The following is a 22,254-nucleotide window of genomic DNA, read 5'->3' on the forward strand; positions in this document are numbered from 1 at the left end:
AAAAGGAGACTGATTATGCAAAACTTTAATTATCACAACCCGGCAAAAATTATTTTTGGCAAAGATTCGGAAAAAGAAATCCAAGCTCTTCTGCACGATTTAAACGTTCATTCACTCCTGCTTGTTTACAGCGGAGATTTCATCAAAACCCTGGGTATCTTTGACACGGTCAAAGATGCCTGCAGAAAGGAAAACATCGTGTTTTTTGAAAATGGATCGGTTGTTCCAAATCCGAAAATAGAACTGGTCCGCCAGCTTACCGCCCTTGGAAAAGAGAAAAATATCGACTTTATTCTTGCGGTTGGAGGAGGCAGTGCTATCGATACAGCAAAAGCTGTGGCCGCAGGCATCCCATATGACGGAGATGTCTGGGACTTCTTCGAAGGCAGGGCCACTCTTTGTACTGCTCTTCCCATGGGCGTTATCAGCACCCTTCCTTCAAGCGGAAGCGAAACTTCCAACTGTTCCATTCTTTCAAACGGACTTCACAAGCTTGGAATTGAAAGTGACGTCATCATTCCACGCTTTGCCATTATGAATCCAGCCTTTACTTTAACCCTTCCACCGTATCAGACCAGCTGCGGAATTGCGGATATCCTGTCCCATCTGCTGGAACGGTATTTTACCGACGTCCCCTTTGTGGATACCACGGATTTCCTGATTGAAGGAGCGGTACAGGCCCTTTTGTTAAACGGAGAACGCTTAATGGCCCATCCGGACGATTATCATGCACGGGCTGAGATTCAGTGGCTCGCCTCCATTGCCCATAACAATCTTCTGGATACCGGACGGGTAGCTGACTGGGGTTCCCACCGCATCGAACACGAGATAAGCGCTCAATACGGTATTACACACGGGGAAGGCATGGCAGTGGTGCTTCTGGCATGGTTAAAATACATGGAAAAAGTAAAGCCGGAAAAACCGGCACAACTTGCAAACCGTATCTTCCACGCAGATTACCATGACCATTCCATATCCGAAATGGCCCTGATACTCCGCCGCCGTTTTACGGAATTTTTCAGAATTCTCAATTTAAGAACCTCTCTGACAGAGATGGGAATCACCAGAGAACATTTTGAAGAAATGGCAGACCGGGCGACTTCAAACGGTACAATCGGACATTATGTTCCTCTGGGGAAAGAGCAGGTGATGGATATCTTAGAGCTGGCAAAATAATGGAAGTCAGACAATATGATTTCCGTGTAGAATAACTTAGAAATAAGCAAAGAAAAAAGCCGGCATGATGCCGGCTACGGACTGCAGATAAATAATTTTAGATATAGCATTGAATATGGGTTATAAATATTCAGTGCTATATTTTTATATTATATTCTCGGTATTTTATATACTAATTCAATATCTTTTTGAGACATATATTTATAGGCACATAGTAAAAAGCCATTACAGAATCCATGTCCAGCCATTTTCTGACCACCCCCTATATTTCTATTCATTAATTGTATGGGTGTTTCATCAGCTTCGTAAGTTTTCTAAGTCTTACTGGCAACATGACTTATTAAAAATATTTACTGTACTCTCCAATCGGAAAACCGCTCTCTAACCCCAATACTCTTGGCCATAAGCCTGTGTCATCAATAATAAAGCCCATGATCATTCCCATATGGGTATGCAAATGCCTGAACTGTGCTAAAATCAAAGTAAATCTATTATATTCGCAATCCGGTGGAGTATCCAATAGCTGGTTATCCGTTAATATTGAAAGATAAACCTTTATTTTTATATCAATATCAAAAAAATAATGATTTATTTCTTCTCTTGAGAGATATTTGCCTGGACTTACCTCTAAGCTGTTTAAATCCTTTTCATGTATATCAGGCTCTGTAAACCCTTTATCTCTTGGATTTATAAACCAAAGATCTAAGGAATGAAGCATATGATAAATGTGTTTCCAACATGGCATTTCACAATAGGCTTTGCTCCATAACTCATCCGGAACACAATCGATCACATTTTTTACCTCCCATAAGGCACGGTATGTCTGTTCTTTTATGATTTCTACAAATAAATTCTCTTCCATATCCAAATCACCTTTTAATTCCAAATGAATCTGTGCTATAAGCATAATGAAAAGATAGATTTAATATCTCTCCGTAACCTTTTAGAAATAATATTGATGATCAATTCTTCTACCGCCGAAATGCTTGCAATAAAACAAACCAAAATGGTTGCTGTATATAATCCTAACCATATATAGAGAAGTGGAAAACAAAATAAAACGATCCCCGCCGCTTTATTCCCATAGGTATGTAAAAAAGCCAACTGTTTGTATCGTATAAAGCCAATGCCTAAGGAAGCCAGACGAATGGCGGCAATCAAAACGATCCAATATACCCCCCATAAAGGCAGTTTAAAACCCGGAAAAAAGAGAAGAAGTACAACAGTGACCATAAACGCATCGGCAATGCTGTCCAGAATCTGACCTTTCTGGCTTATGATATGCATCTTCCGTGCTATCATCCCATCTAAAACATCGCTGATACCACAAAGAAAATAGATCAAAAGAAATTGTCCTGAGAACGGTTTTAAAATCAGCAAAGCCAAGGTTCCTAATATCCTCGTCATAGTAATCAAGTTGGGAATGTTCTTCATTTGAACCTCCGGCATTTTAATCTGGGGTTATCGCCGTTCGAAGCCGGCATGATACCGGCGTTTGGGGCATTCTGTTTTCACGCCTTCTGTTTTTACGCGATCTCCACACCATATACCAATTCATATATTTCTTTCTTATAGGGCCAGAACTCCTTTTCCGTCACAGGCTTTCCATAGCTCATGATCCACAATGGAGTGGGTCTGTCCACAGGTTTTAAGGGCATCTGCTCATAAGGAAACGTATTGGCATGAAATCCCAGCCTGCTGTAAAAGCTCGCCCTGCTCCTGGTCATTGGATCCTTCTCAGTGACTGGCTCTATTTCCAAAAACACAGGCTTTTCTGTTTCGTTCATGACCTCCTGCACCAGTTGTTTTCCATATCCTTTGCCCCTGCACGCTTCCGCCGTGGCCAGATGCTCCAAAAAAACACAGGAGGGCAAGTTCCAGTATCCAAGAAACGCCAGAATTTTTCCTTCCTCTTCAATGGCTCGCACTCCGTAGCAGGGATTTCCGAAAACCCTTTTCTGATCGTCTTTCGTCCGGCGCTCAATGTCAGGAAATGACTCCTTATAAATCGGGTATATTTCCTCAAAACGGGTCTGCGGGTTTTTTAACAACATAATATCAATCTCCTAATCCTTTATCTATAATTGTTTCTGTCTATCAGTGTATCATCTTCTGTCAAAAGAAGCAATGGGAAAGCCTGCCCCATGTTTCCGGAGCAGGCTGGTCTTCCTTTTATATGGTTATTTTATGGTAATTCTGCCCTGACCTGCCGGATTTGCGTAATCAGCACCTACATTGCCGCCTAAATTGCTGCGGATATATGCGGAAAGTAAATCTACATCTGTCATGACCTCGTCCCGGATCACCTTGCTTCCCTTAAACATGGTCAAGCCGTCACCTGCAGACTTTAACATGTAGTTATGGGAGGCAACGGTATAGGTCTTGTTCACATCAAGAGCAGCACCTCCTACCAAGATATCAGTTACTCGGTATGCTCCGTTTACCTTTATAAAGTTACCTTTATCATCCACCTGGACATTGGAAGTCTTGGAAGTATCAATGGTATAGGTAAGACCGGATACCTGCAGGAAACCGCCGTTTTCTTTGGGGCAGTTGCGGGAAGCCATCTCCAGGGCATCCTTGATCTGCTGGCCGGTAACTTCCGCAACACAGCCCATATTGCCGAATGGGAACACGGTAAGCGTATCATTGTAAGTGATGTTGCCGGCCTTTATGCTGGCTCTCACACCGCCGCCGTTGGACAATCCGATATCTGCTCCAAGTACGTAACGGTATGCATCTGCACACAGATCACCAAGGTTTGTTTCTGCACTTCTGACCGCACGGTTTCCTGTGGCAGGATCATTCACCGTAAGTTCCACATCCGTGTGTCCGATCACCGTCTTTAATGTCTCATTATACTGGGCCTGAATGGCCTTTACAAATTTGTCTGTATCATAGTCAATTGCTTTTCCGTCAGCCGTCACCGCACTCTTGCCCGGAATCACAAGCTGAATTCCAACAGTCAGGACATTGGGATCCTTGATCTTGTCTCTGTTTGCATCATAAATTTCTTTCCAACGGTTATAAGAGCCTAATTCCCTCTTTGCGATCCTGCTTAAGGAATCACCGGTTTTTACCGTATAAGCGCTGGTGCCTGCTCCTGCCGGAACCTGTGAAACCAGCTCACTGGTGATCGTTCCATCGGTGCGGAGCGTCAGTTTTCCGATATTTTCTAACTTGGTACCGGTCTGGGTAAGAAGCACGTCCTTGCCGTCCTTATTCTTTACGTACTTTCCATATGCTTCATGGGAATGGCCGTCAATCAGCACATCAATCCCCGTGGTATTCTTGATCACACTGTCAGAGGTCCAACGGTCTGTTGTGCCGTTCTCTCCCAAATGGCCTACCAGGACTACATAATTCGCCCCTTCCGCTTTTGCACTGTTTACAGCAGACTGGACCTGCGTGTAAAGCTTCTGTCCATTTTCATCTTCACAAAAACCGTAAATGTAATTTCCGTTACCATCCTGGAAATAAGCCGGTGTGGATTTGGTGAAGCTTTCCGGTGTGCTAGCTCCCACAAAGGCTACTTTCGTATCACCATATGTAAAAATTTTATAGGGAGCAAATACTGTGGTGCCTGTCCTCAAATCCATGAAATTGCTGGAATAGTAGCCGCAGCTTAATTTACCAGCCAGCTCCAGAAAGCGGGGCATCCCATAATCGTATTCATGGTTGCCCGGAACTGCAAAATCATAACCGACCTTATTCATAATGTCGATTAAATATCCTCCGTCTGACAGTGTTCCAATGGGCGCACCCTGAATGGCATCCCCTGCGTCAACCAGTGTCACGTAAGGAGTCTGGGCCTGCATCTCTTTTTTATAGAGAGCCAGTCCCGCATATCCTATGTTGCCGTCAACGCCGCAGTGGACATCGTTGGTGTAGAGGACCACGATATCCCGGTCTGCCGCCAGCGAGGAGAAGGATATGCCCGTTGTCAGGGACATGACCATGAGCAGAGCCAGCCATAGTGACAGAAACTTTCTTTTCTTACTTCCTTTCATTTTTGAAACCCTCCTTTTTAAATTACGTTTTCCTCTATTATATCAGATAAATGTAAAATTAGTATATAATTATTTCGATATTTTTCAATAATTTCATTTCTTTCTCAGGCTTTTCCATGGATTCAGGTGACATAAATACAAAAAAAGGATGTCCTTCCGCCTTAAACTGACATTTTCGGCAGAGGGACATCCCTCTTGATTCAATTATTCCTTTTCGTCACTGATTTCTATTCCAAGCTCCACAAGCTGTTTTGTATCCACCTGAGCCGGTGCTTCTGTCATCAGGCAGGAGGCGTCCTTTACCTTGGGGAATGCAATTACATCACGGATGCTGTCTGCGCCCACCATGAGCATGACCACCCGGTCCAGGCCGTAAGCAAGACCTGCATGAGGCGGAACACCGTATTTAAACGCGTCTAAGAGGAAGCCAAACTGATCCTTCGCCTGTTCCTTTGTAAAGCCCAGCACTTCAAACATCTTGGACTGGATATCGCTCTGGTGGATACGGACGGAACCCCCGCCAAGCTCTGTGCCGTTTAACACAATGTCGTATGCCTTTGCCCGGACAGCGCCTGGATCACGGTCAATCAGCGCCCAGTCCTCATCCATCGGCATCGTAAACGGATGATGCATGGCAGTAAAGCGTCCCTGCTCCTCGGAATATTCAAGCAGCGGAAATTCTGTTACCCATAAGAACTTAAAGTGATCCTTTTTCAGAAGATCAAGCTGTCTTGCCAGCTCCAGTCTTAAGTTGCCAAGTACGTCAAATACTACCTTGTCCCGGTCTGCTGCAAATAAAAGTAAATCTCCCGGCTTTGCTCCCATTGCCTCTGCCAGAGTGTGAAGCTCTTCTTCTGTCATGAATTTTGCAAATGAACATTTATAGGTCCCATCTTCATTGACGGCCAGATAAGCCAGCCCTTTTGCTCCAAAGCCCTTTGCATATTCTACCAGTGCATCGATCTTTTTACGCGGCATGGCTCCCTGTCCCTCAGCATTAATTCCCCGGACAGAACCGCCGTTTTCCAGGGCGCTTTTGAATACGGCAAATTCCGTATCCTTTACCACCTGAGAAACATTCTTAAGCTCCATTCCGAAACGCATATCCGGTTTGTCAGAACCAAAGCGGTCCATTGCTTCTCTCCAGGTCATTCTCGTAAGGGGAAGCTCAATATCTAAATTGCAGATTTCTTTAAATAATTTCTTTAACAGCCGTTCATTCACCTCAAGCACATCCTCCACATCCACAAAGGAAAGCTCCATATCAATCTGGGTGAATTCCGGCTGTCTGTCGGCACGTAAGTCCTCGTCACGATAGCATCTTGCCAACTGGAAATAGCGGTCATAGCCGGAACACATAAGAAGCTGCTTATAAAGCTGGGGAGACTGGGGCAGGGCGTAGAAAGAGCCTGGATGGACACGGCTTGGAACCAGATAATCCCTGGCACCCTCCGGCGTGCTCTTAATAAGAGTGGGGGTTTCGATCTCCAAAAAACCCTCTTCCGCTAAAAATGCCCTTGTTAAGGTAGCCACCTGGCTTCTCACTCTGATGTTCCTCTGGATATCCGGTCTTCTAAGATCCAGGTAACGGTATTTTAATCGTAGTTCTTCCTTTGTCTTGCTGTTCTCTTCAATGGGGAAGGGAGGTGTTTCGGATTCGGAAAGGATTCTTAAGCTCTTTGCCCGCACTTCAATTTCGCCTGTTGCCAGGTTCTCATTCACGCCGCCTGCCCTGCTTTCCACTTCACCTGCCACCGCAATGACAAACTCACTCCTTAATTTTTCAGCCTTTGCAAAGCTTTCCGCTCCGCAGTTGCTCTCTTCAAATATGATCTGCAGGATCCCGGAACGGTCTCTTAAATCAACAAAAATGATTCCTCCCTTATTCCTGCTTTTCTGGACCCAGCCCATAACCGTGACTTCACTGCCCACATTGTCTTTTGTAACCTCTGTACATCTATGGGATCTTTTTAAGCCTAACATTGATTCTGCCATAATTTCCTCTTTCCTGCCCATGTTTTTGGGCATATAGGTATGCCCTTGGGCGTTCCTCTTTCCTGCCCGTTTTTTTGGGGCATATAGGTATGCCCTTGGGCGTTCCTCTTTCCTGCCCGTGTCTTTTACCACATATTGGTATGCCTCAGGGCTTTCCTTCTGATCTTTACTTCAGTGCGTCTTTATAGAATTCCTTAAACTGTGTATACCCTTCCTTCTGAAGGCTGTCTTTCTGGAATTTTTTATTTTTATTCATCTGAGAAACCAGAACGGTCCCACCTTTTGCCCGTTTTTCCATCGCTTCTTTCATGGCCCCGTTCAGCACTTCATCGCTGACGCCCTTTTCTATCAGGAACGCCACCTTATCTTCTTTTCCGGGAACTGTAAAGCCCTCATCCATCAGGATGGTGATGATCCGTTCAAATCCAATGGAAAATCCGCAGGCAGGGGTATCCATGCCCGTGAATTTGCCGATCATCTTATCATAACGGCCGCCGCCTCCTACAGAGCCGGGGAAGCCGTCCACCTGGATCTCAAAAATAGTTCCGGTGTAATAGGACATCCCTCTCACCAAAGTGGGATCAAAAACAATATGAAACTGGCTGGTGGAAATCTGGCTTACGCTGTCCATAATGGCTGCCAGATTCTCCGCCTGCTGCTGATCCATGGAATCCTTTAAGGCTTCCCCCAGGCTGCGCACTCCGGAAGCATCGGGAGCCACCGTTTCAAAAAGGGATAAATATTTATTGATTTTATCCTGGTCATACCCGGCTTCCGCCAGTTCCCTGGCCACGCCATCGCTGCCGATCTTGTCCATCTTATCCAGTATAATGAATACCTGGTCGTAAGCTTCTTCCGGAAAACCACAGAAAGCCGCCATTCCCTTTAAAATATTCCGGTCATTGATCCTTACGGTATATCCTTTAAAGCCGATCTTTCCAAGCAAGGTTGTAGTTGCCAGGATGAGTTCCGTTTCCGCAAGCCTGGTGGAATCTCCCAGTATGTCAATGTCGCACTGGACAAACTGTCTGAAACGTCCTTTCTGGGGACGGTCTGCCCTCCATACACTCCCCATCTGAAGGGATTTAAAGGGCGCAGGAAGAGACGCCGCATTGTTGGAATAATATCTTGACAAGGGAACGGTCAGATCATACCGGAGACCGCTGTCTACCAGATCGTTTTCCGCCTGAGCGCTCTCTAAATTAAGCTTTTCTCCCCGCTTCATGATTTTGAAAATCAGCTTTTCATTGTCCCCGCCCTGTTTGCTGGTAAGGTTCTCGATGTGCTCCACACAGGGAGTTTCAATGGAATGAAAGCCGAAGCCGCCATAGGTTTCACGTATCTGGTTCATTACATATTCCCGTACCTGCATCTCGGCAGGAAGAATATCCTTCATTCCGGTAACCGGTTTCTTTTTTAATGCCATTTCGTTCTCTCCGTTATTTTTTAAATTTTATGGAAGTCCCATTGGACTTTCTTCATCAAATCATGCCTCTATTGTAAATTACATTTCTAAATTTGCAAGCATTTTTTCTTTTCTTGCCAGCATTTCGTCGATTCTGGCAATATACTGTTCTACATCCTTAACATTTTCCACCCGTTCCAGACGGTTTTCTGAAGGAAATACCACCTTGGTGGTGGTTCCTGCCCCGCAGGCTGCAATGGTCTGTTTTTCTTCCATAATTAAAATATTATAGATACAGGCTTTGCCCGGAAGGGAATAACCAACATTTTCAAAATTGCCGGCCATGTTCTTCTGGCGGTACAGGTAATAAGGCTCCTGCCCCATGTTTCTGGCATAGGAAGCAGTCAGGCCGATCATTTCCTCCGTGTTTGTGATCTTTAAATCTCCATACTTATCCTTAAACATGTTAAGGCGTGCCGCACGCTTAATGGCAAGGGAATGAACGGTAATGCCATCAGGCCCAAGAGCCTGAATTTCCTCCATGGTGCGTACTACATCCTCCATATCCTCTTCCGGCAGGCCGATGATTAAGTCCATGTTGATGTTATCAAAGCCCAAAGACCTGGCCATGTGAAACCGGTCCTTTACCATATCTACGGTGTGGCGGCGTCCAATCAGATCCAGGGTTTCCTGCTTCATGGTCTGGGGATTAATGGATATGCGGGTCACTCCGTGGCTTTTTAAAACCTGAAGCTTTTCCAGTGTGATGCTGTCCGGCCGTCCGGCTTCCACAGTAAATTCCTTCACCCTGGTAAAATCAAAGGTGGTTTTCAGTCTGCTTATGAGCATCTCTAAATGAAGGGAGGAAAGGGAAGTAGGCGTCCCTCCGCCGATATAAACCGTATCAAGGGTCCTGCCAGCCATTTTCTCCGCCGTATCATCCATTTCCTTAAATAAGGCTTCCAGGTACTGTTCCATGCGCTTTTCCCATTGTCCGATGGGAAAAGAAGTGAAAGAGCAATAAAGGCAGGTGGTCGGGCAGAAAGGGATTCCGATATACAGGCTGTATCCCCGGTGGTAATCAATGGAGGAAAGCAGTTCCATCTCCCGGCCGGCGATCTCCAGGCTCAAATCTATTTTTCCATCGCTGGTCAAATAAGTGTTTTTCATGTATTTGCGGACTTCATCCTCCGTATAACCCAGGGAAAGCTTTGTCATGGCTATCTTAGTAGGCCGGATTCCGGTTAAAGTACCCCAGGGAAGGGCCATTCCCGTAAGTTCCTGTACCATGCCGTATAGCATCCGCTTGATCCGGTTCTTGGTGTCAAAACGGTCGGAAAAATCTGCCTCTGTGGATGACGATTTTGTGATCTCATTCTCAAAATCCTGAATCGTCAGCTCAAAAGCATCTTTCCATTTCCTCCCCCGTACAAGAAGGCGGTATGCTTCCCCCGGGCTTTCCTCATGGACAAAACCCTCTCCGGGATAAAAAGCCATCAGAAGCTCCCTGATATCCTGTTCAAAGGATTGGTCGTCTAATAATAATCCTATCATATTGTTTCCTCTTTATCCGTCCGTAGATGTTGGACATGGTGAGATACCGGTACGGCGTCTCTTATTCTCGATTTCCAGCCGCCGGGTTGTACACCTTCTCGTGACCGATACTGGTTATGTCCCCATGGCCCGGATAGACAAGAGTTTCCTCAGGCAGGACAAAAAGCCGCTCTCTAATGGAACTTAAGATCATGGACTGGCTGCCTGTAGGAAAGTCCGTTCTTCCCAATGACCCCGAAAAAAGAGTATCTCCGCTTATAAGAACACTTTCTGCTTGGATCAGGTAACAGACTGAGCCTGCGGTATGGCCGGGAGTAAACAAAACTTGGAAGGTTATTCCACCAAAGGAAAGAATGGCTCCGTCCCGTACATATTCATCTGCATTGACCGTGCAGGCCCTGCCGAAAGCGGATGACAAATTGACCGCCGGATCCTTCAGCAGTGCTTTTTCCTGTTCTCCGGCCAAAATCTTCACCTCAGGAAACGCTTCTTTAATGTCTTTCACCGCCAGAATATGATCAAAATGCCCATGGGTTAATAAAACAACCTCCGGGATCAGGGAAAGCTGTCTGCACATATCCAGAATATATGTCCCGTCACCGCCAGGATCCACGATTACCGCTTTTTTTAATGATTCACGGTACATCACATAGCAGTTGGTTCCAAGCTGGCCTACAGGATAGGTCCTTATTCTGAAATCACTCATGTCTTTATCTCCTAACTCAAATTATCTTTATAGAACTCTGCTGCTTATTCGTTCGGCTCATGGCTTGCGCAAAATGAGAAAAACTGCGTTATCCCGCAGTCCTCTCAATGTCTATGACCCCTTCGATTTGTCTTAGCTTATCTACCAGCTTTCTCAGCTCTTCCACGCCGTGGATATCAAAGGTCATGGTAATGGTGGCCTTTCCCTGCTTGTTGGTCCTGGAGTTCATGGAGGTGATATCGATCTGTCTTTCCGTGAACACCTTGGATATATCAACAAACATACCGATCCGGTTATTTGCAAAGATTTTGATTTCCGTAGAATACCGTTCCTTGGTGTCATCGCCCTCTGCCTGCTGCCATTCCGCGTCAATGAGACGGTTTCGTTCATCCTCCGGCAGGTTTAAGACATTGACGCAATCTGTCCTGTGGATGGAGATCCCCCGTCCCCGGGTAACAAAGCCCACGATCTCATCTCCGGGAACCGGACTGCAGCACTTGGAAAAACGGACTGCAAGATCATGGATCCCCTTTACCACGATTCCGCTGCCGGAACGCCGCTTCACAGGCAGCCTGCTGCTCATATCTTCTATATCATTTAAAATGCTGTTGTCCGTCACATCCTTTTTAAGCTTTTTATTCCGCTCATCCACCATCTTATTGATGACCTGGCCCTCTTTTAGGCCTCCGTGTCCGATGGAAGCAAGGACGGATTCCCAGTCACGGAAGGCATAGCGTTTCATGACCTTTTCCTGGTATTCCGGCTTGTTGATCTCAGGGTAATTGATTCCCTTTGTCTTGCAGTACCGGTCCACCATTTCCTTGCCGCGAAGGATGTTATCTTCTTTCAGCTCCGTTTTAAACCACTGATTGATCTTGTTCTTGGCCTGGGTGCTTTTTACCATATTCAGCCAGTCCCGGCTGGGGCCTCTGCTGTTCTGGGATGTAATGACCTCCACCTGGTCCCCATTCTCGATCACATATTCTATGTTCACTAATTTTCCATTGACCCTGGCTCCCACCATTTTATTGCCTACCGCGCTGTGGATGGAGTATGCAAAATCAATGGGCGTGGAACCGGCGGGAAGATTTTTCACGTCTCCTGAGGGAGTAAAGCAGTAAACACTGTCGGAGAACAGATCCAGATCTCCCTTTACCATATTCAGGAATTCCTTGTTATCGGACATGTCCTTCTGCCATTCCAGGATCTGGCGCAGCCAGCTTAGCTTCTCTTCCTCTTTGCCTGCCGCCACCTGTCCGCTTCCGCTTTCCTTGTATTTCCAGTGGGCGGCAATTCCGTATTCTGCAGTGCGGTGCATCTCGTAAGTACGAATCTGTATCTCAAAGGGCTGCCCGTTATTTCCAATGAGAGTGGTATGGAGGGACTGGTACATATTGGGCTTGGGCATTGCTATATAATCCTTGAAACGGCCGGGAATGGGCTTATACATTTCATGGATCACCCCAAGGGCAGCGTAGCAGTCCTTGACGCTGTCTACGATGATTCGTACTGCAAACAGATCATAAATCTGGTCCAGGGTCTTGTTCTGGTTCACCATTTTTTTATAGATGCTGAAAAAATGCTTTACACGGCCGTCTACCCTGGCTTCGATCCCTCCGGACCTTAAGTGGTCCTGCACTTCATCCACAATGCTCTTTACAAAGGTTTCCCTGGCATCTTTTTTTAAGGATATTTTTTCTGCCAGCTCATAATAGATTTCCGGCTGTAAATATCTTAAGGACAGGTCATCAAGCTCGATCTTGATCTTGGAAATACCAAGGCGGTGGGCAATGGGGGCATAGATTTCCATGGTCTCCTTTGCCTTTTCCTTTTGTTTTTCCGGTTTCATGTACTGAAGGGTCCGCATGTTATGCAGGCGGTCCGCCAGCTTGATGATAATGACACGAATATCCTTTGCCATGGCCAGAAACATTTTCCGTAAGTTTTCAGCCTGGATCTCCATCTTATCCATGGACCAGGAGATCTGGGTCAGCTTGGTGACGCCGTCTACCAAAAGGGCTACCTCTTCTCCGAATTCAGCTTTCAGCTCATCCAAGGACATGATGGTATCCTCTACCACATCATGGAGGATCCCGGCGGCTATGGTCTCCTTATCCATCTCCAAGTCAGCCAGAATAATGGCAACACAAAGAGGGTGAATGATATAGGGTTCACCCGATTTGCGTCTTTGGTCCTTATGCGCTTCTTCCGCAATATGATATGCTTTTTCTATCATCGTGATATCATCAGAAGGATGATATCTCCTTATGCTGTGGACCAATTCTTCATAAAGCACGTCCGGGCTGGTAAAATCAGCCGGAGCTTCCAGATCGATATCTACCTTCCGCTTCTCCGGACGTTCCATCTCCAAAGCTGCCAAATTATTCTGTTCCATTTTCGGATTATCTGCCATATGCCGTCACCTTTTTTTGTAGCATTCCTGGTTTTCACCTGTTTTTTAAACGTAGTTAACATTCATTATAATTATTTTTGTCGAAAAATGCAATTAATTTTTCTTTTTCCCCTTCTTCAAGGAAGGCCCCTTCCAGGGCGTACCGGTTCATCTGTCTTAAATCTGCTTCTGTAAAGCCCATGTATTTCTTAATAAGTTCCCCTTCCTTTTCCAGGGTAGTATCAGAAACGGTCATGTTATCCGTGTTATAGGTAACCCGGATCCCCCGGTCATAAAAGGCCTTTAAGGGATGGTCCTCAATGGAGGGTACCGCCTTTGTCTGAAGGTTGCTGACCACACACATCTCTAAGGTAATCTTTTCCTTTTTTAGAAGGTCCATACATGCCTCCGAACGGATTGCCGCGCATCCGTGTCCGATCCGTTTTGCCCCATAATGGACCGCCTTTATGATATTTTCATAATCTCCGCACTCTCCTGCATGGATGGTAAATGGAATGTCCTTTTGCCCGGCCGCCAGAAAGAGCGGCTCAAAATGCTCCATGGGGATCATCCCTTCCGGTCCTGCAAGATCCACTCCCACGACTCCCTTCCCTAAGTAGGCCTGGGCCAGTTCAAAGGTTTCCTCATTTTCCCGGTCCGGCCCGTTTACCATGGCGCAAAGAAGAATGCCTGCTTTCATCCGTGACTTTTCTGTCCCCTTCTTAACGCCTCTTATGACCGCTTCCAATACTTTTTCCTTGGACAGTCCTTTACCCGTATGAAGCTGGGGGGCAAAGCGTATCTCACTGAGGATCAGTCCCTGGGAAGCCAGTTCCTCCGTCAAATGCCAGGAAGCCAGTTCCAGAGCTTCTTCGGTCTGAAGCAGCCTCCCCGGCAGATCAAAGCACTTTAAATAATCCACCAGGCTTTCACAGTTATCTCCTGCAACAAGGCTCTTTCTTCCGCCCTGCCCTTCAAAATCATATCCAATCTGCGCAGAAAGCAGCCTTACCGTATCAATGGATAAGGAGCCATCCAAATGCAGATGGAGGTCTGTTTCCAATCGTTTCATAACGATCCCTCCTTCTATACTAATGAAAACATTTTATCATACTACGGGAAAAGTAACAATTATTTCATTTTGCTTTCTGCCAGCCTGTCAAGCATAGGTTTTACGGCTGGCCATACCAGGGGATTCTTTCAGAAATCATAAGACAGGAATTGTGATAAAATCAGGATTGATTTACTGTTCAGAAATGAATGGTCCGGAAATATATATTTTATTCCAGGATGATACAAGACCGGATAGACCGGAAAATCCTCCGCCGCGGTGTATCAGGGTAATTACGAAAACCTACCAGCAGACGGAGGATATTTCATCAGGGTGCCATATGACGTTTCATGGTATGATTCAATTACAGACGCACTGCTTAAACAAAGGCAATACCGCCTCAAAGGATTGCCTGCTGTATTCATATGCCGCTATTTTATCCACTCCGTTACCAACTTCATCCAGATCATAGGGATTCCGGAATGCTGCCATAACCATGGGGATCTTTAATTGTTCCAGTTCTTTAGCAAGGGAACTCTGTCCACGGTTTAAATGCCCATTATAGGTGCCGAGCACCAGATTCGTATATCCCTTACTTTCTACCTTTTTCAGTATTTCGCCGATTTCACCGGGATCGGGATCTATGGAAAAAGAGTATGCATCTCCTCCAAACCTTTCCTGCATATATGCTGCAAACAGCAGATCATCCATGAATCGGCTGGAGGCCAAAGTGGAACGATCGGCGTAACAGCTTAAAAATACAGGATTATCTCCCAGCAGATGGCAGTATCCCCTTTCCCGGTTTGTAAACCGTATGCTTTCGCGAAACAGCGACTTTACAAACTGCTCCGGTTCTTTTCCCGATTTTTTTCCCGTATCTGCATGGGGGGAAGCATACCTTTTCTTGTATGCAAGGATCCGCTCCACGGCATCGTCGATCCGGGACATGGGAATCTCGCCGGTTTCCACTGCTTTTTCTATTTCCCTTGCCGCTTCCGCCGCAAGGCCTGCCGTATGGGAAATGAATATCAAATCAGCACCTGCCTTAATGGCCTTTTTCGCTCCGAAAGCAGTACCAAAATATTCTTTGATGGCATTCATTTCCAGGCAATCCGAAATCACCAGTCCCTGAAAGCCCAGTTTTTTTCTCAGTATTCCCTGGATCATGGTTTCTGACATGGTGACCGGTAAATTTTCCTTTTCAATTCTTGGAAACAATATGTGAGCAAGAGTTACCGCCGGAACCCCCTTACGGAAAGCTTCTTTAAACGGAACCAGTTCCTCTTTCTCCAGTTCTTCATAGAATTTTCCGATACAGGGCAGGGAAAGATGGGAATCCACTGCCGTATCCCCATGTCCCGGAAAATGCTTTACCGAACACATGATTCCGGAATCTAAATATCCTTTCACCATTTCACAGCCGTATTCGGTAACTACGGTGCTGTCCGGACCAAAGCTTCGTACACCGATTACCGGATTATGGGGATTGTTATTAATATCCAGAACCGGAGCCAGATTGAAATTGATCCCCAGCTCTCTCAATTCCTGCCCCGTAAGCAGTGCCGCCTCATATGCATTTTTCTTATCTCCGGTCTGTGCAAGAGCCATTGCTCCCGGTATGTTGACCGATTCTTCCGGAAGTCTTCTTACAACTCCGCCCTCCTGGTCGATGGTGATAAAAGCATATTCTCCGGTTTCTTCTTTCACCAGCCTTTGAATGGAATCACAAAGTGCCCTCAGCTGATCCCTGCTTTTAATATTATGGGAAAACAAAATAACGTTCCCCACTTTATGCTCTCTTACCAGCCCTGTCATTTCTTCCCTTAATTCCCCGGCTGGAAAACCTGCCACCATCATCTGTCCGATCTTCTGTTTTAATGTCATTTCCCCCATACTCACGTCACCCCTTTCATCCATAAAGATGATATGCCTTTTTGCGTTCTGAAAATGCTTTTGAATCCCGTTCGAAACCAGCCAGCAATTCTTCCTTTGAAGCTGTTTTCCCTGTAAGCTGGTCTGAGCCGAACAAAAGATCTTCCATTGGTCTGGTACTTCCCTCATAAGGATCAAGGAAAGCAAAGCGGTCTTCATAAATGGTCCTTATTGCATCAAGAAGCTCCAGACCGCAGACCGTGGACCGGAAGGCCCGGCAGTCCGTAACGTGGATATGGACTCCTTCGCAGGCTTCTCCCTGAAACTTTGAAAAAAATGGGGTGAAATAAGCGGTCGAAAACAACACGCCGGGAAGCTTTTTCTCTGTCATATATTTCACAAGCTTACCTGCATTTATAAATGGCGCACCGATTATTTCAAAAGGTGCTGCAGTTCCCCTTCCTTCCGAAATATTTGTTCCTTCAAAAAGACAGGCTCCTGCATACACCAGTGCAGTCTCATATCTTGGCATTGCCGGACTTGGCATGACCCACACATGGCCGGTATCCGGATGCATGGTATGCCTGCTTAAACCTTCACAGGGAATTATTGTCAGCCGGCAGCCAAGGTTCTTCTCCGCATTTACCATAAGGGCCAGTTCTCCCACGGTTAACCCATAGCGCATACACAGAGGATATGCCCCTACAAAGCTTTCAAATCCGGGCTTTAAGCAGTTTCCCTCCACCAGATCTCCCAGAGGATTATAACGGTCCAGGATAATCAGCTCCTTATGAAACCTTGCGCACTCTTCCAGTGCATAGATCATCGTTGATATGTAGGTGTAATATCTGACCCCCAGATCCTGGATATCATATACAACGGCGTCTACCAGATCCAGCATTTCCCTGGTCAGCCTCTTTGAATTTCTCCGGTACAGGCTGTATACCGGCAATCCGGTATCCGGGTCCTTGTAATCCTCAACATCTCCGCCTGCTCCTATATTTCCCCTGACGCCGTGCTCCGGTCCAAACAGGGCCGTGAGCCGGAATTTTTTATGAAGTATGTCAATGGTAGAATTCAAATTCCTGTCAACGCCTGAAATAGAAGTGATCAGACCCAGACGTTTCCCGTCAAAGACCTTATGCCAGCGGTCCACACAATCGATCCCGTTTTTTACCATAACCTGCCTCCTGCCGGATTAAACGGATATGCCTGCATATCCAGTTAATCACTGCCATCCATACGATTATCGGAAGTGGTTTTACACTTCCGATAATATAACCTTTTTTTGTTCCTGATCCAAATCAAAAGCCTCCGCATATCCGGTTCTTGCCAGACAGCCGTTTACCCTCATGAGATGCTCATAATACTCTTTATAGGGAAAAGACGGGCTGTGCACGGCAAACCAATGGGTGTCAATGGCCTTTTTCCATAGCTCAAATCCTTCTTTTGAAACTTCCAGGTAAATATATTTTTCAAAGCCAGCCGAATCTTCCCAGTTTTCCGCATAATAGGGTCCTTTTGCGAAATGAGCACTGTATTTCCTCTCAAGCCCGGGAAGTCCTGCAAAAAACTGGGCATCCTTTACGATCCTGTGGGTTGTTTCATGGTCCTTATGCATGCTGTTCTTCCAATGGGTCAGCAATGCAGCGGGCCGGTATTGGCGGATTATATCGCAGAGCTGAAACCGCACCTCATCATTGTCCGGCAATTCTCCATCTGTGTAAGGCAATACCACAGCCTCCCCTCCCAGCATTTCGGCAAAGGAATGGGCTTCCTGTTCCTTTTGTATTCTGTATTCTTCCACCGGCATACCAGGCGGATTCCCTCTTTCCCCGCCGGTCAATGCTACGGTAACGATCTGACAGCCCTTTAATGCCATAGTCGCCAGGAATCCGCCGCTTGTCAGCTCTGCATCCCCCACATGACCGCCGATTGCCATGATGCACTTTCTTTCCCCGTTCATCGGTCCTTCCATTCCTTCCTCATATCCGCCCAGGTCCTTACAATACGGAATCCTGCGGCTTCATAAATATTTCTTGCGGGATTATTTTCTCCGGTAAAAAGACTCATAAAATCTGCACCCATTTCCTTCAGACTTGTGCATAGCCTGCAAAACAGGGCCGTTGATATCTTTTTCCCCCGGTAATCCGGATCCACGCCGATTCCGCAAAAAAATCCCCTCCCGCTCTTTTCCACATCCAAAGGCCCTGTAAAGCCGATCACTTTGCCATTGTGTGCTGCGATCAGAATGGGACGGCTGTGTTCTCCCTTTGCCGTTTCTCCCAGAATATCTCTTTCCCACAAAGGATTATGGAACTTATGTATCATTTCCTCCATACCGTAATGCCTGCCAGAATCATAGACTTCTATTGTAATGCCCTCTTTTTCCAGTTCTTCTATGAGGTCTGCCGCAAAATCCGGCACCAGATAATCATTAAGGTCCAGATAATAGCTGTTCTGCATGGCAAAATCACGGTACTTACAATTTTTAAAGAAAAGATAGGCATTGCTCCCCACATCCACTCCCGGAGCATTGGGATGATCCGCCTTCTTTTTCCCTGGAATATACCAGGAAAACATCATGGGATTAAAGAAAACAATTTCGATCCTTGAAACTTTGCTTTCCTTCCGAAGTCTGTCTTCCAGACAGGCGAGCATTGCTTTTCCGATTCCCCGGCCCTGCATTTCCTTTTTTACAACAATCACGGACAGATAAGCCCGGTCCTCACCGTTTAAGAAGCAGCCGGAAGCAAATCCCCAGCCATGCTCCTCTAAAATGGTGATCTTATGTACCTCATCTGCCTGGTTTTCCATAAAAAATCCGGAAAAGGCACTCTGGTTTTCCAATGGCCGGAACAATACTTCTTTTGCCTTGACCGCATCTTCAAACAATTCAAAAGCGATTCCTGCATTCTCTTGGTTCAAATCCAAAAATTTCATTCCGACCGCTCCTTATCCTCAAAAAACTGAGGCAGATATTCCTTATGTGCTTCCAACAGCTCAGAAAGCACGGCCTTTGCTTCTTTCTGGGAGCCAACCAGGGGATTGATCATTAGGGCCAGCAGGGCCTTCTGCCGGCTTCCTGTTACGGCCGCCTGGCAGCCTGCAATTTCAAAGGATTTGATCTGCTGCAAAAGACCATTGACCGTCCACGGCAGTTCCACGCCATTTACCGGAACCGGTCCTTCCTTTGTGATCCTGCAGCTTACTTCCACGATCTCATCGTCCCTAAAATTTTTAATGGCACCTCTGTTTACGGTGTTTACCACCTGAATATCTCCCTTGTCATTATAAATGGAATGGATCAGATTGCATGCCGAATCACTATAATGGGCACCGCCCCGCTGTGACAGCAATTCCGGTTTTTCATTCAATTCCGGATCCTGATACAGCTCAAACAGCTTTTTTTCCACCTGTTCCACAAGCTCGGCTCTGGTCTCATGTTTTTCATACTTTTCCAGGGCTTCTTCCAGATAATCTTTTGCCATATAGTAATATCTGTGATAGGAGCATGGCAGCACTCCAAGCTCTTTTACAAAATCATTGTCCCAGGTGACTGCCTTGATATTCTTCACAGTGCCGCCTTCGCCCCAATGGCTGATCACATCTTCCGTCATGTCCTTTCCATCCGCTTCCACTCTGGTCACGTAAACCATATGATTTAAGCCGCCCATGGTAATTTTCACCTCTTCCATGGACTTTCCAAGCTGATCCGCCACTGCTTTATGCATGCCGTAAGGTATGTTGCACAGTCCGATGAACCTCCGAAAGCTGCTGTATCGGTTCAATCCCTCCATGACCATGCCCACCGGGTTCGTAAAATTAATCAGCCATGCTTCCGGGCACAGCTCCTCCATGTCTTTGCAGATATCCAACAGGACCGGTATGGTTCTCATCCCTTTGAACAAACCTCCAGCCCCATTGGTTTCCTGGCCAAGGAGTCCGTGCTTTAAGGGGATTCTTTCGTCCTTCACTCTGGCCTGGAGCAGTCCGACCCGCAGCTGGGTAACTACAAAATCAGCTCCGGAAAGAGCCTTTCTCCGGTCCAGGGTTGTATGGATTTCCATTGGAACTCCTGCTTTTTTTACCATGCGCTTTGCAAATTCAGCTACAATCCCTAACTTCTCCTGGCCCTCCGGGATGTCCACCAGCCATAGTTCCTCCACAGGCAATGATTCGTACCGTTTTAAAAATCCGTCCACCAGCTCCGGTGTGTAACTGGACCCTCCTCCGATTGCCACGATCTTCACACCTTTTTTCATGACTGAACGCCTCCTTCTTTGCTTTGCAGCAATAAATACAGGGCTCCGATTCTCCCTGCCATGTTTCCCTGTTCACAGGCCTCTATGGCCGTATACGGTTCCAGATGGGGATACAGGGTATATACCGCTTCTTTCATATCCCTTATAAATATCTCATTTTCACTGATTCCCCCGCCGATTAAAAGGATCTGGGGATCCACCGTAACTGCAAAGTTACCGATTACCATTGCACCCTTGTATAGCCATTCCCGGTATATCCGGTTAATATCCGGGTGGTCTAAATGGCTGAAAATATACGATCCGTCCACTTCCCTGCCAAGGATTTCCGATCCTTTTCTCACCAGAAGAGAGGTGGCTCCTGCCCCTTCTGCCGCCGGCTTTCCGTCCGCCTCCCGAAGGCCGACTCCGGTAAAGCCCACCTCACCGGATTTAAAGTGGCTGCCCCGGTGCAATTTCCGGTTTATGATGATGGCGCCGCCGATCCCGGTCCCAAAGGTGACCATACATATATCCTCATAGCCCCTTCCTGCTCCCCGGACCATTTCTCCCAATGCGGCACAATTGCTGTCATTTTCAAGTGCTACGGGAATCGGATATTTCCTGTTTATCTCATCGTTTAAACGATATGCCCTGAAATTGGCTCCAACACTGAAATCCGTATTTTCTCCTGTCACCGGATGGATAAAGCCGCCCATGCAGATAGCAATGCCGCTTATCTGATCCACATAGGTTTCCACGATCTCCATGAACTGCCGGAGAAACCTGGCCGGCTGTTTTTCCGTTGGTGCGCTTCCTTCATGAAGGACCCGGTATTCCGGGTCCATAAGACTGTACTTTATGTAAGTACCGCCTATATCAATTCCCAGGTATTGTTCCATATCCGTTCCTTTCTTCCATCTCCCGTAATATGATCCTGACAGCTCCCTGGGCGGCCTCTCCCCTCATCTTCATAATTTCCAGCAGTGGAAATCTTTTTTGAGCCTTTTCACGGAACAGGTGGTATATTTCTTTATTTTTCATCAATACGCTTCCGCTCACCACCAGAGAGACCGGATAATCAAAATGAATCAGTACGGCTCCGGCCAGCTCCGCCAGGTCCCCGGCACAATGGTCCAAAATCTCAATGGAAGCCTCATCCTTTTCCCGGATCCCTTCTTCCAGCAGAGGGGCCAGGGCAGCGATCTCTTTTTTGCTTCTTCCAGTCTGATACAGCCAGGTGATTAAATCTTCCACGGATTCCGCATTAAGGAAGCGGAATGCTTTTTCCTTCAATAAGGTCCGGCCTGCTCTGCCGTCTTCTGCCCTCACCACTGCTTTTAATATATCTCTTCCAATGGCATAGGCACTTCCGGCGTCATCGATGATGTGACCGTAGCCGCCGGCCCGGAACTTAACCCCGGACTCATGGATCCCGCAGCAGATGGAACCGGTCCCGGCAATTAAAATAACGCCTTCCGGTTCCTCCAGAGCGCCTGCCAGAGCTGTTTCATGGTCTCCCACCAGCCTGATGACTCCCTGCATCCCCTGTTCTTTCAATTTCCCGGTCAGCAGCTCTGCCGTATCCCGGTTGCTGATTCCGGCGGCTCCAATGCAGATCCCTTTGCAGTCCCTCAGATTCAGACCTGATTGTTCCAGTTCTTTCTTTAAGTCCGTCAAAGTATGTTCTACCGATTCCCGGGACTGTCCATTGATGTTTAAAGGCCCTAACCGGAATTTTTTTATAAGGCCGCCATGAAGTCCTGCTGCCATTACGGTGGTGGCGGTCCCGCCTCCATCCATTCCTATCACAAATGGTTCTTTCAACTTATTTCCTCCATTCTTCCTTCTC

18 protein-coding genes are annotated in these 22,254 nt (G+C 46.6%); 1 reads left to right on the forward strand and 17 read right to left on the reverse strand.

Going from position 1 to position 22,254, the window contains the following annotated elements:
- Window positions 1–15 precede the first annotated feature (15 nt).
- Window positions 16–1,176: an iron-containing alcohol dehydrogenase gene (locus CLOSA_RS18045; RefSeq protein WP_013274176.1), complete on the forward strand. Its 1,161-nt coding sequence runs from the start codon at window positions 16–18 to the stop codon at window positions 1,174–1,176.
- A gap of 340 nt (window positions 1,177–1,516) precedes the next feature.
- Here CLOSA_RS18045 and CLOSA_RS18050 read toward each other — a convergent pair whose 3' ends face one another.
- The 17 genes from CLOSA_RS18050 to CLOSA_RS18130 form a co-directional block, all read right to left on the reverse strand.
- On the reverse strand, window positions 1,517–2,038 hold the full coding sequence (locus CLOSA_RS18050; RefSeq protein ID WP_041709447.1) for a hypothetical protein: 522 nt from the start codon (window positions 2,036–2,038) through the stop codon (window positions 1,517–1,519).
- Between the two features lie 35 nt (window positions 2,039–2,073).
- Entirely contained in the window at window positions 2,074–2,610 is a 537-nt protein-coding gene (locus tag CLOSA_RS18055) for a CDP-alcohol phosphatidyltransferase family protein (protein WP_013274178.1), read from the reverse strand.
- 92 nt (window positions 2,611–2,702) lie between these two features.
- Complete coding sequence (locus CLOSA_RS18060) at window positions 2,703–3,230, reverse strand: GNAT family N-acetyltransferase (RefSeq protein WP_013274179.1); 528 nt, start codon at window positions 3,228–3,230, stop codon at window positions 2,703–2,705.
- 126 nt (window positions 3,231–3,356) lie between these two features.
- A complete protein-coding gene (locus tag CLOSA_RS18065) occupies window positions 3,357–5,186 on the reverse strand; it encodes a bifunctional metallophosphatase/5'-nucleotidase (RefSeq protein ID WP_013274180.1) in 1,830 nt (609 codons plus the stop codon).
- Between the two features lie 204 nt (window positions 5,187–5,390).
- Complete coding sequence (gene aspS, locus CLOSA_RS18070) at window positions 5,391–7,181, reverse strand: aspartate--tRNA ligase (protein ID WP_041709448.1); 1,791 nt, start codon at window positions 7,179–7,181, stop codon at window positions 5,391–5,393.
- A gap of 166 nt (window positions 7,182–7,347) precedes the next feature.
- Entirely contained in the window at window positions 7,348–8,607 is a 1,260-nt protein-coding gene (gene hisS, locus CLOSA_RS18075; protein WP_013274182.1) for a histidine--tRNA ligase, read from the reverse strand.
- A 78-nt stretch (window positions 8,608–8,685) separates the two neighbouring features.
- Window positions 8,686–10,140 carry a coproporphyrinogen dehydrogenase HemZ gene (hemZ, locus tag CLOSA_RS18080; protein WP_013274183.1) on the reverse strand — a complete coding sequence of 485 codons (1,455 nt, stop codon included), beginning with the start codon at window positions 10,138–10,140 and terminating at the stop codon, window positions 8,686–8,688.
- A gap of 61 nt (window positions 10,141–10,201) precedes the next feature.
- Window positions 10,202–10,846 (reverse strand): MBL fold metallo-hydrolase, encoded by a 645-nt coding sequence (locus CLOSA_RS18085; RefSeq protein ID WP_013274184.1) that lies wholly within the window; start codon window positions 10,844–10,846, stop codon window positions 10,202–10,204.
- An 88-nt stretch (window positions 10,847–10,934) separates the two neighbouring features.
- On the reverse strand, window positions 10,935–13,211 hold the full coding sequence (locus tag CLOSA_RS18090) for a RelA/SpoT family protein (protein ID WP_041709449.1): 2,277 nt from the start codon (window positions 13,209–13,211) through the stop codon (window positions 10,935–10,937).
- A gap of 103 nt (window positions 13,212–13,314) precedes the next feature.
- On the reverse strand, window positions 13,315–14,310 hold the full coding sequence (gene add / locus CLOSA_RS18095) for an adenosine deaminase (RefSeq protein WP_013274186.1): 996 nt from the start codon (window positions 14,308–14,310) through the stop codon (window positions 13,315–13,317).
- Window positions 14,311–14,649: 339 nt separating this feature from the next.
- Window positions 14,650–16,182 carry a beta-N-acetylhexosaminidase gene (gene nagZ, locus CLOSA_RS18100; RefSeq protein ID WP_041708695.1) on the reverse strand — a complete coding sequence of 511 codons (1,533 nt, stop codon included), beginning with the start codon at window positions 16,180–16,182 and terminating at the stop codon, window positions 14,650–14,652.
- 16 nt (window positions 16,183–16,198) lie between these two features.
- Complete coding sequence (locus CLOSA_RS18105; protein WP_013274188.1) at window positions 16,199–17,341, reverse strand: DUF1343 domain-containing protein; 1,143 nt, start codon at window positions 17,339–17,341, stop codon at window positions 16,199–16,201.
- 81 nt (window positions 17,342–17,422) lie between these two features.
- Entirely contained in the window at window positions 17,423–18,139 is a 717-nt protein-coding gene (locus tag CLOSA_RS18110) for a PIG-L deacetylase family protein (RefSeq protein ID WP_013274189.1), read from the reverse strand.
- Entirely contained in the window at window positions 18,124–19,104 is a 981-nt protein-coding gene (locus tag CLOSA_RS18115) for a GNAT family N-acetyltransferase (protein ID WP_013274190.1), read from the reverse strand. The genes CLOSA_RS18110 and CLOSA_RS18115 overlap by 16 nt, the downstream gene beginning before the upstream one ends.
- On the reverse strand, window positions 19,101–20,426 hold the full coding sequence (locus CLOSA_RS18120; RefSeq protein ID WP_013274191.1) for a 6-phospho-beta-glucosidase: 1,326 nt from the start codon (window positions 20,424–20,426) through the stop codon (window positions 19,101–19,103). Before CLOSA_RS18120 ends, CLOSA_RS18115 begins: the two co-directional genes overlap by 4 nt.
- Window positions 20,423–21,304 (reverse strand): ROK family protein, encoded by an 882-nt coding sequence (locus tag CLOSA_RS18125; protein WP_013274192.1) that lies wholly within the window; start codon window positions 21,302–21,304, stop codon window positions 20,423–20,425. The genes CLOSA_RS18120 and CLOSA_RS18125 overlap by 4 nt, the downstream gene beginning before the upstream one ends.
- Window positions 21,282–22,229 carry a BadF/BadG/BcrA/BcrD ATPase family protein gene (locus CLOSA_RS18130; RefSeq protein ID WP_013274193.1) on the reverse strand — a complete coding sequence of 316 codons (948 nt, stop codon included), beginning with the start codon at window positions 22,227–22,229 and terminating at the stop codon, window positions 21,282–21,284. Before CLOSA_RS18130 ends, CLOSA_RS18125 begins: the two co-directional genes overlap by 23 nt.
- Window positions 22,230–22,254 lie beyond the last annotated feature (25 nt).

This window comes from [Clostridium] saccharolyticum WM1 (assembly GCF_000144625.1).
In the GTDB taxonomy this organism is placed as follows: domain Bacteria; phylum Bacillota; class Clostridia; order Lachnospirales; family Lachnospiraceae; genus Lacrimispora; species Lacrimispora saccharolytica.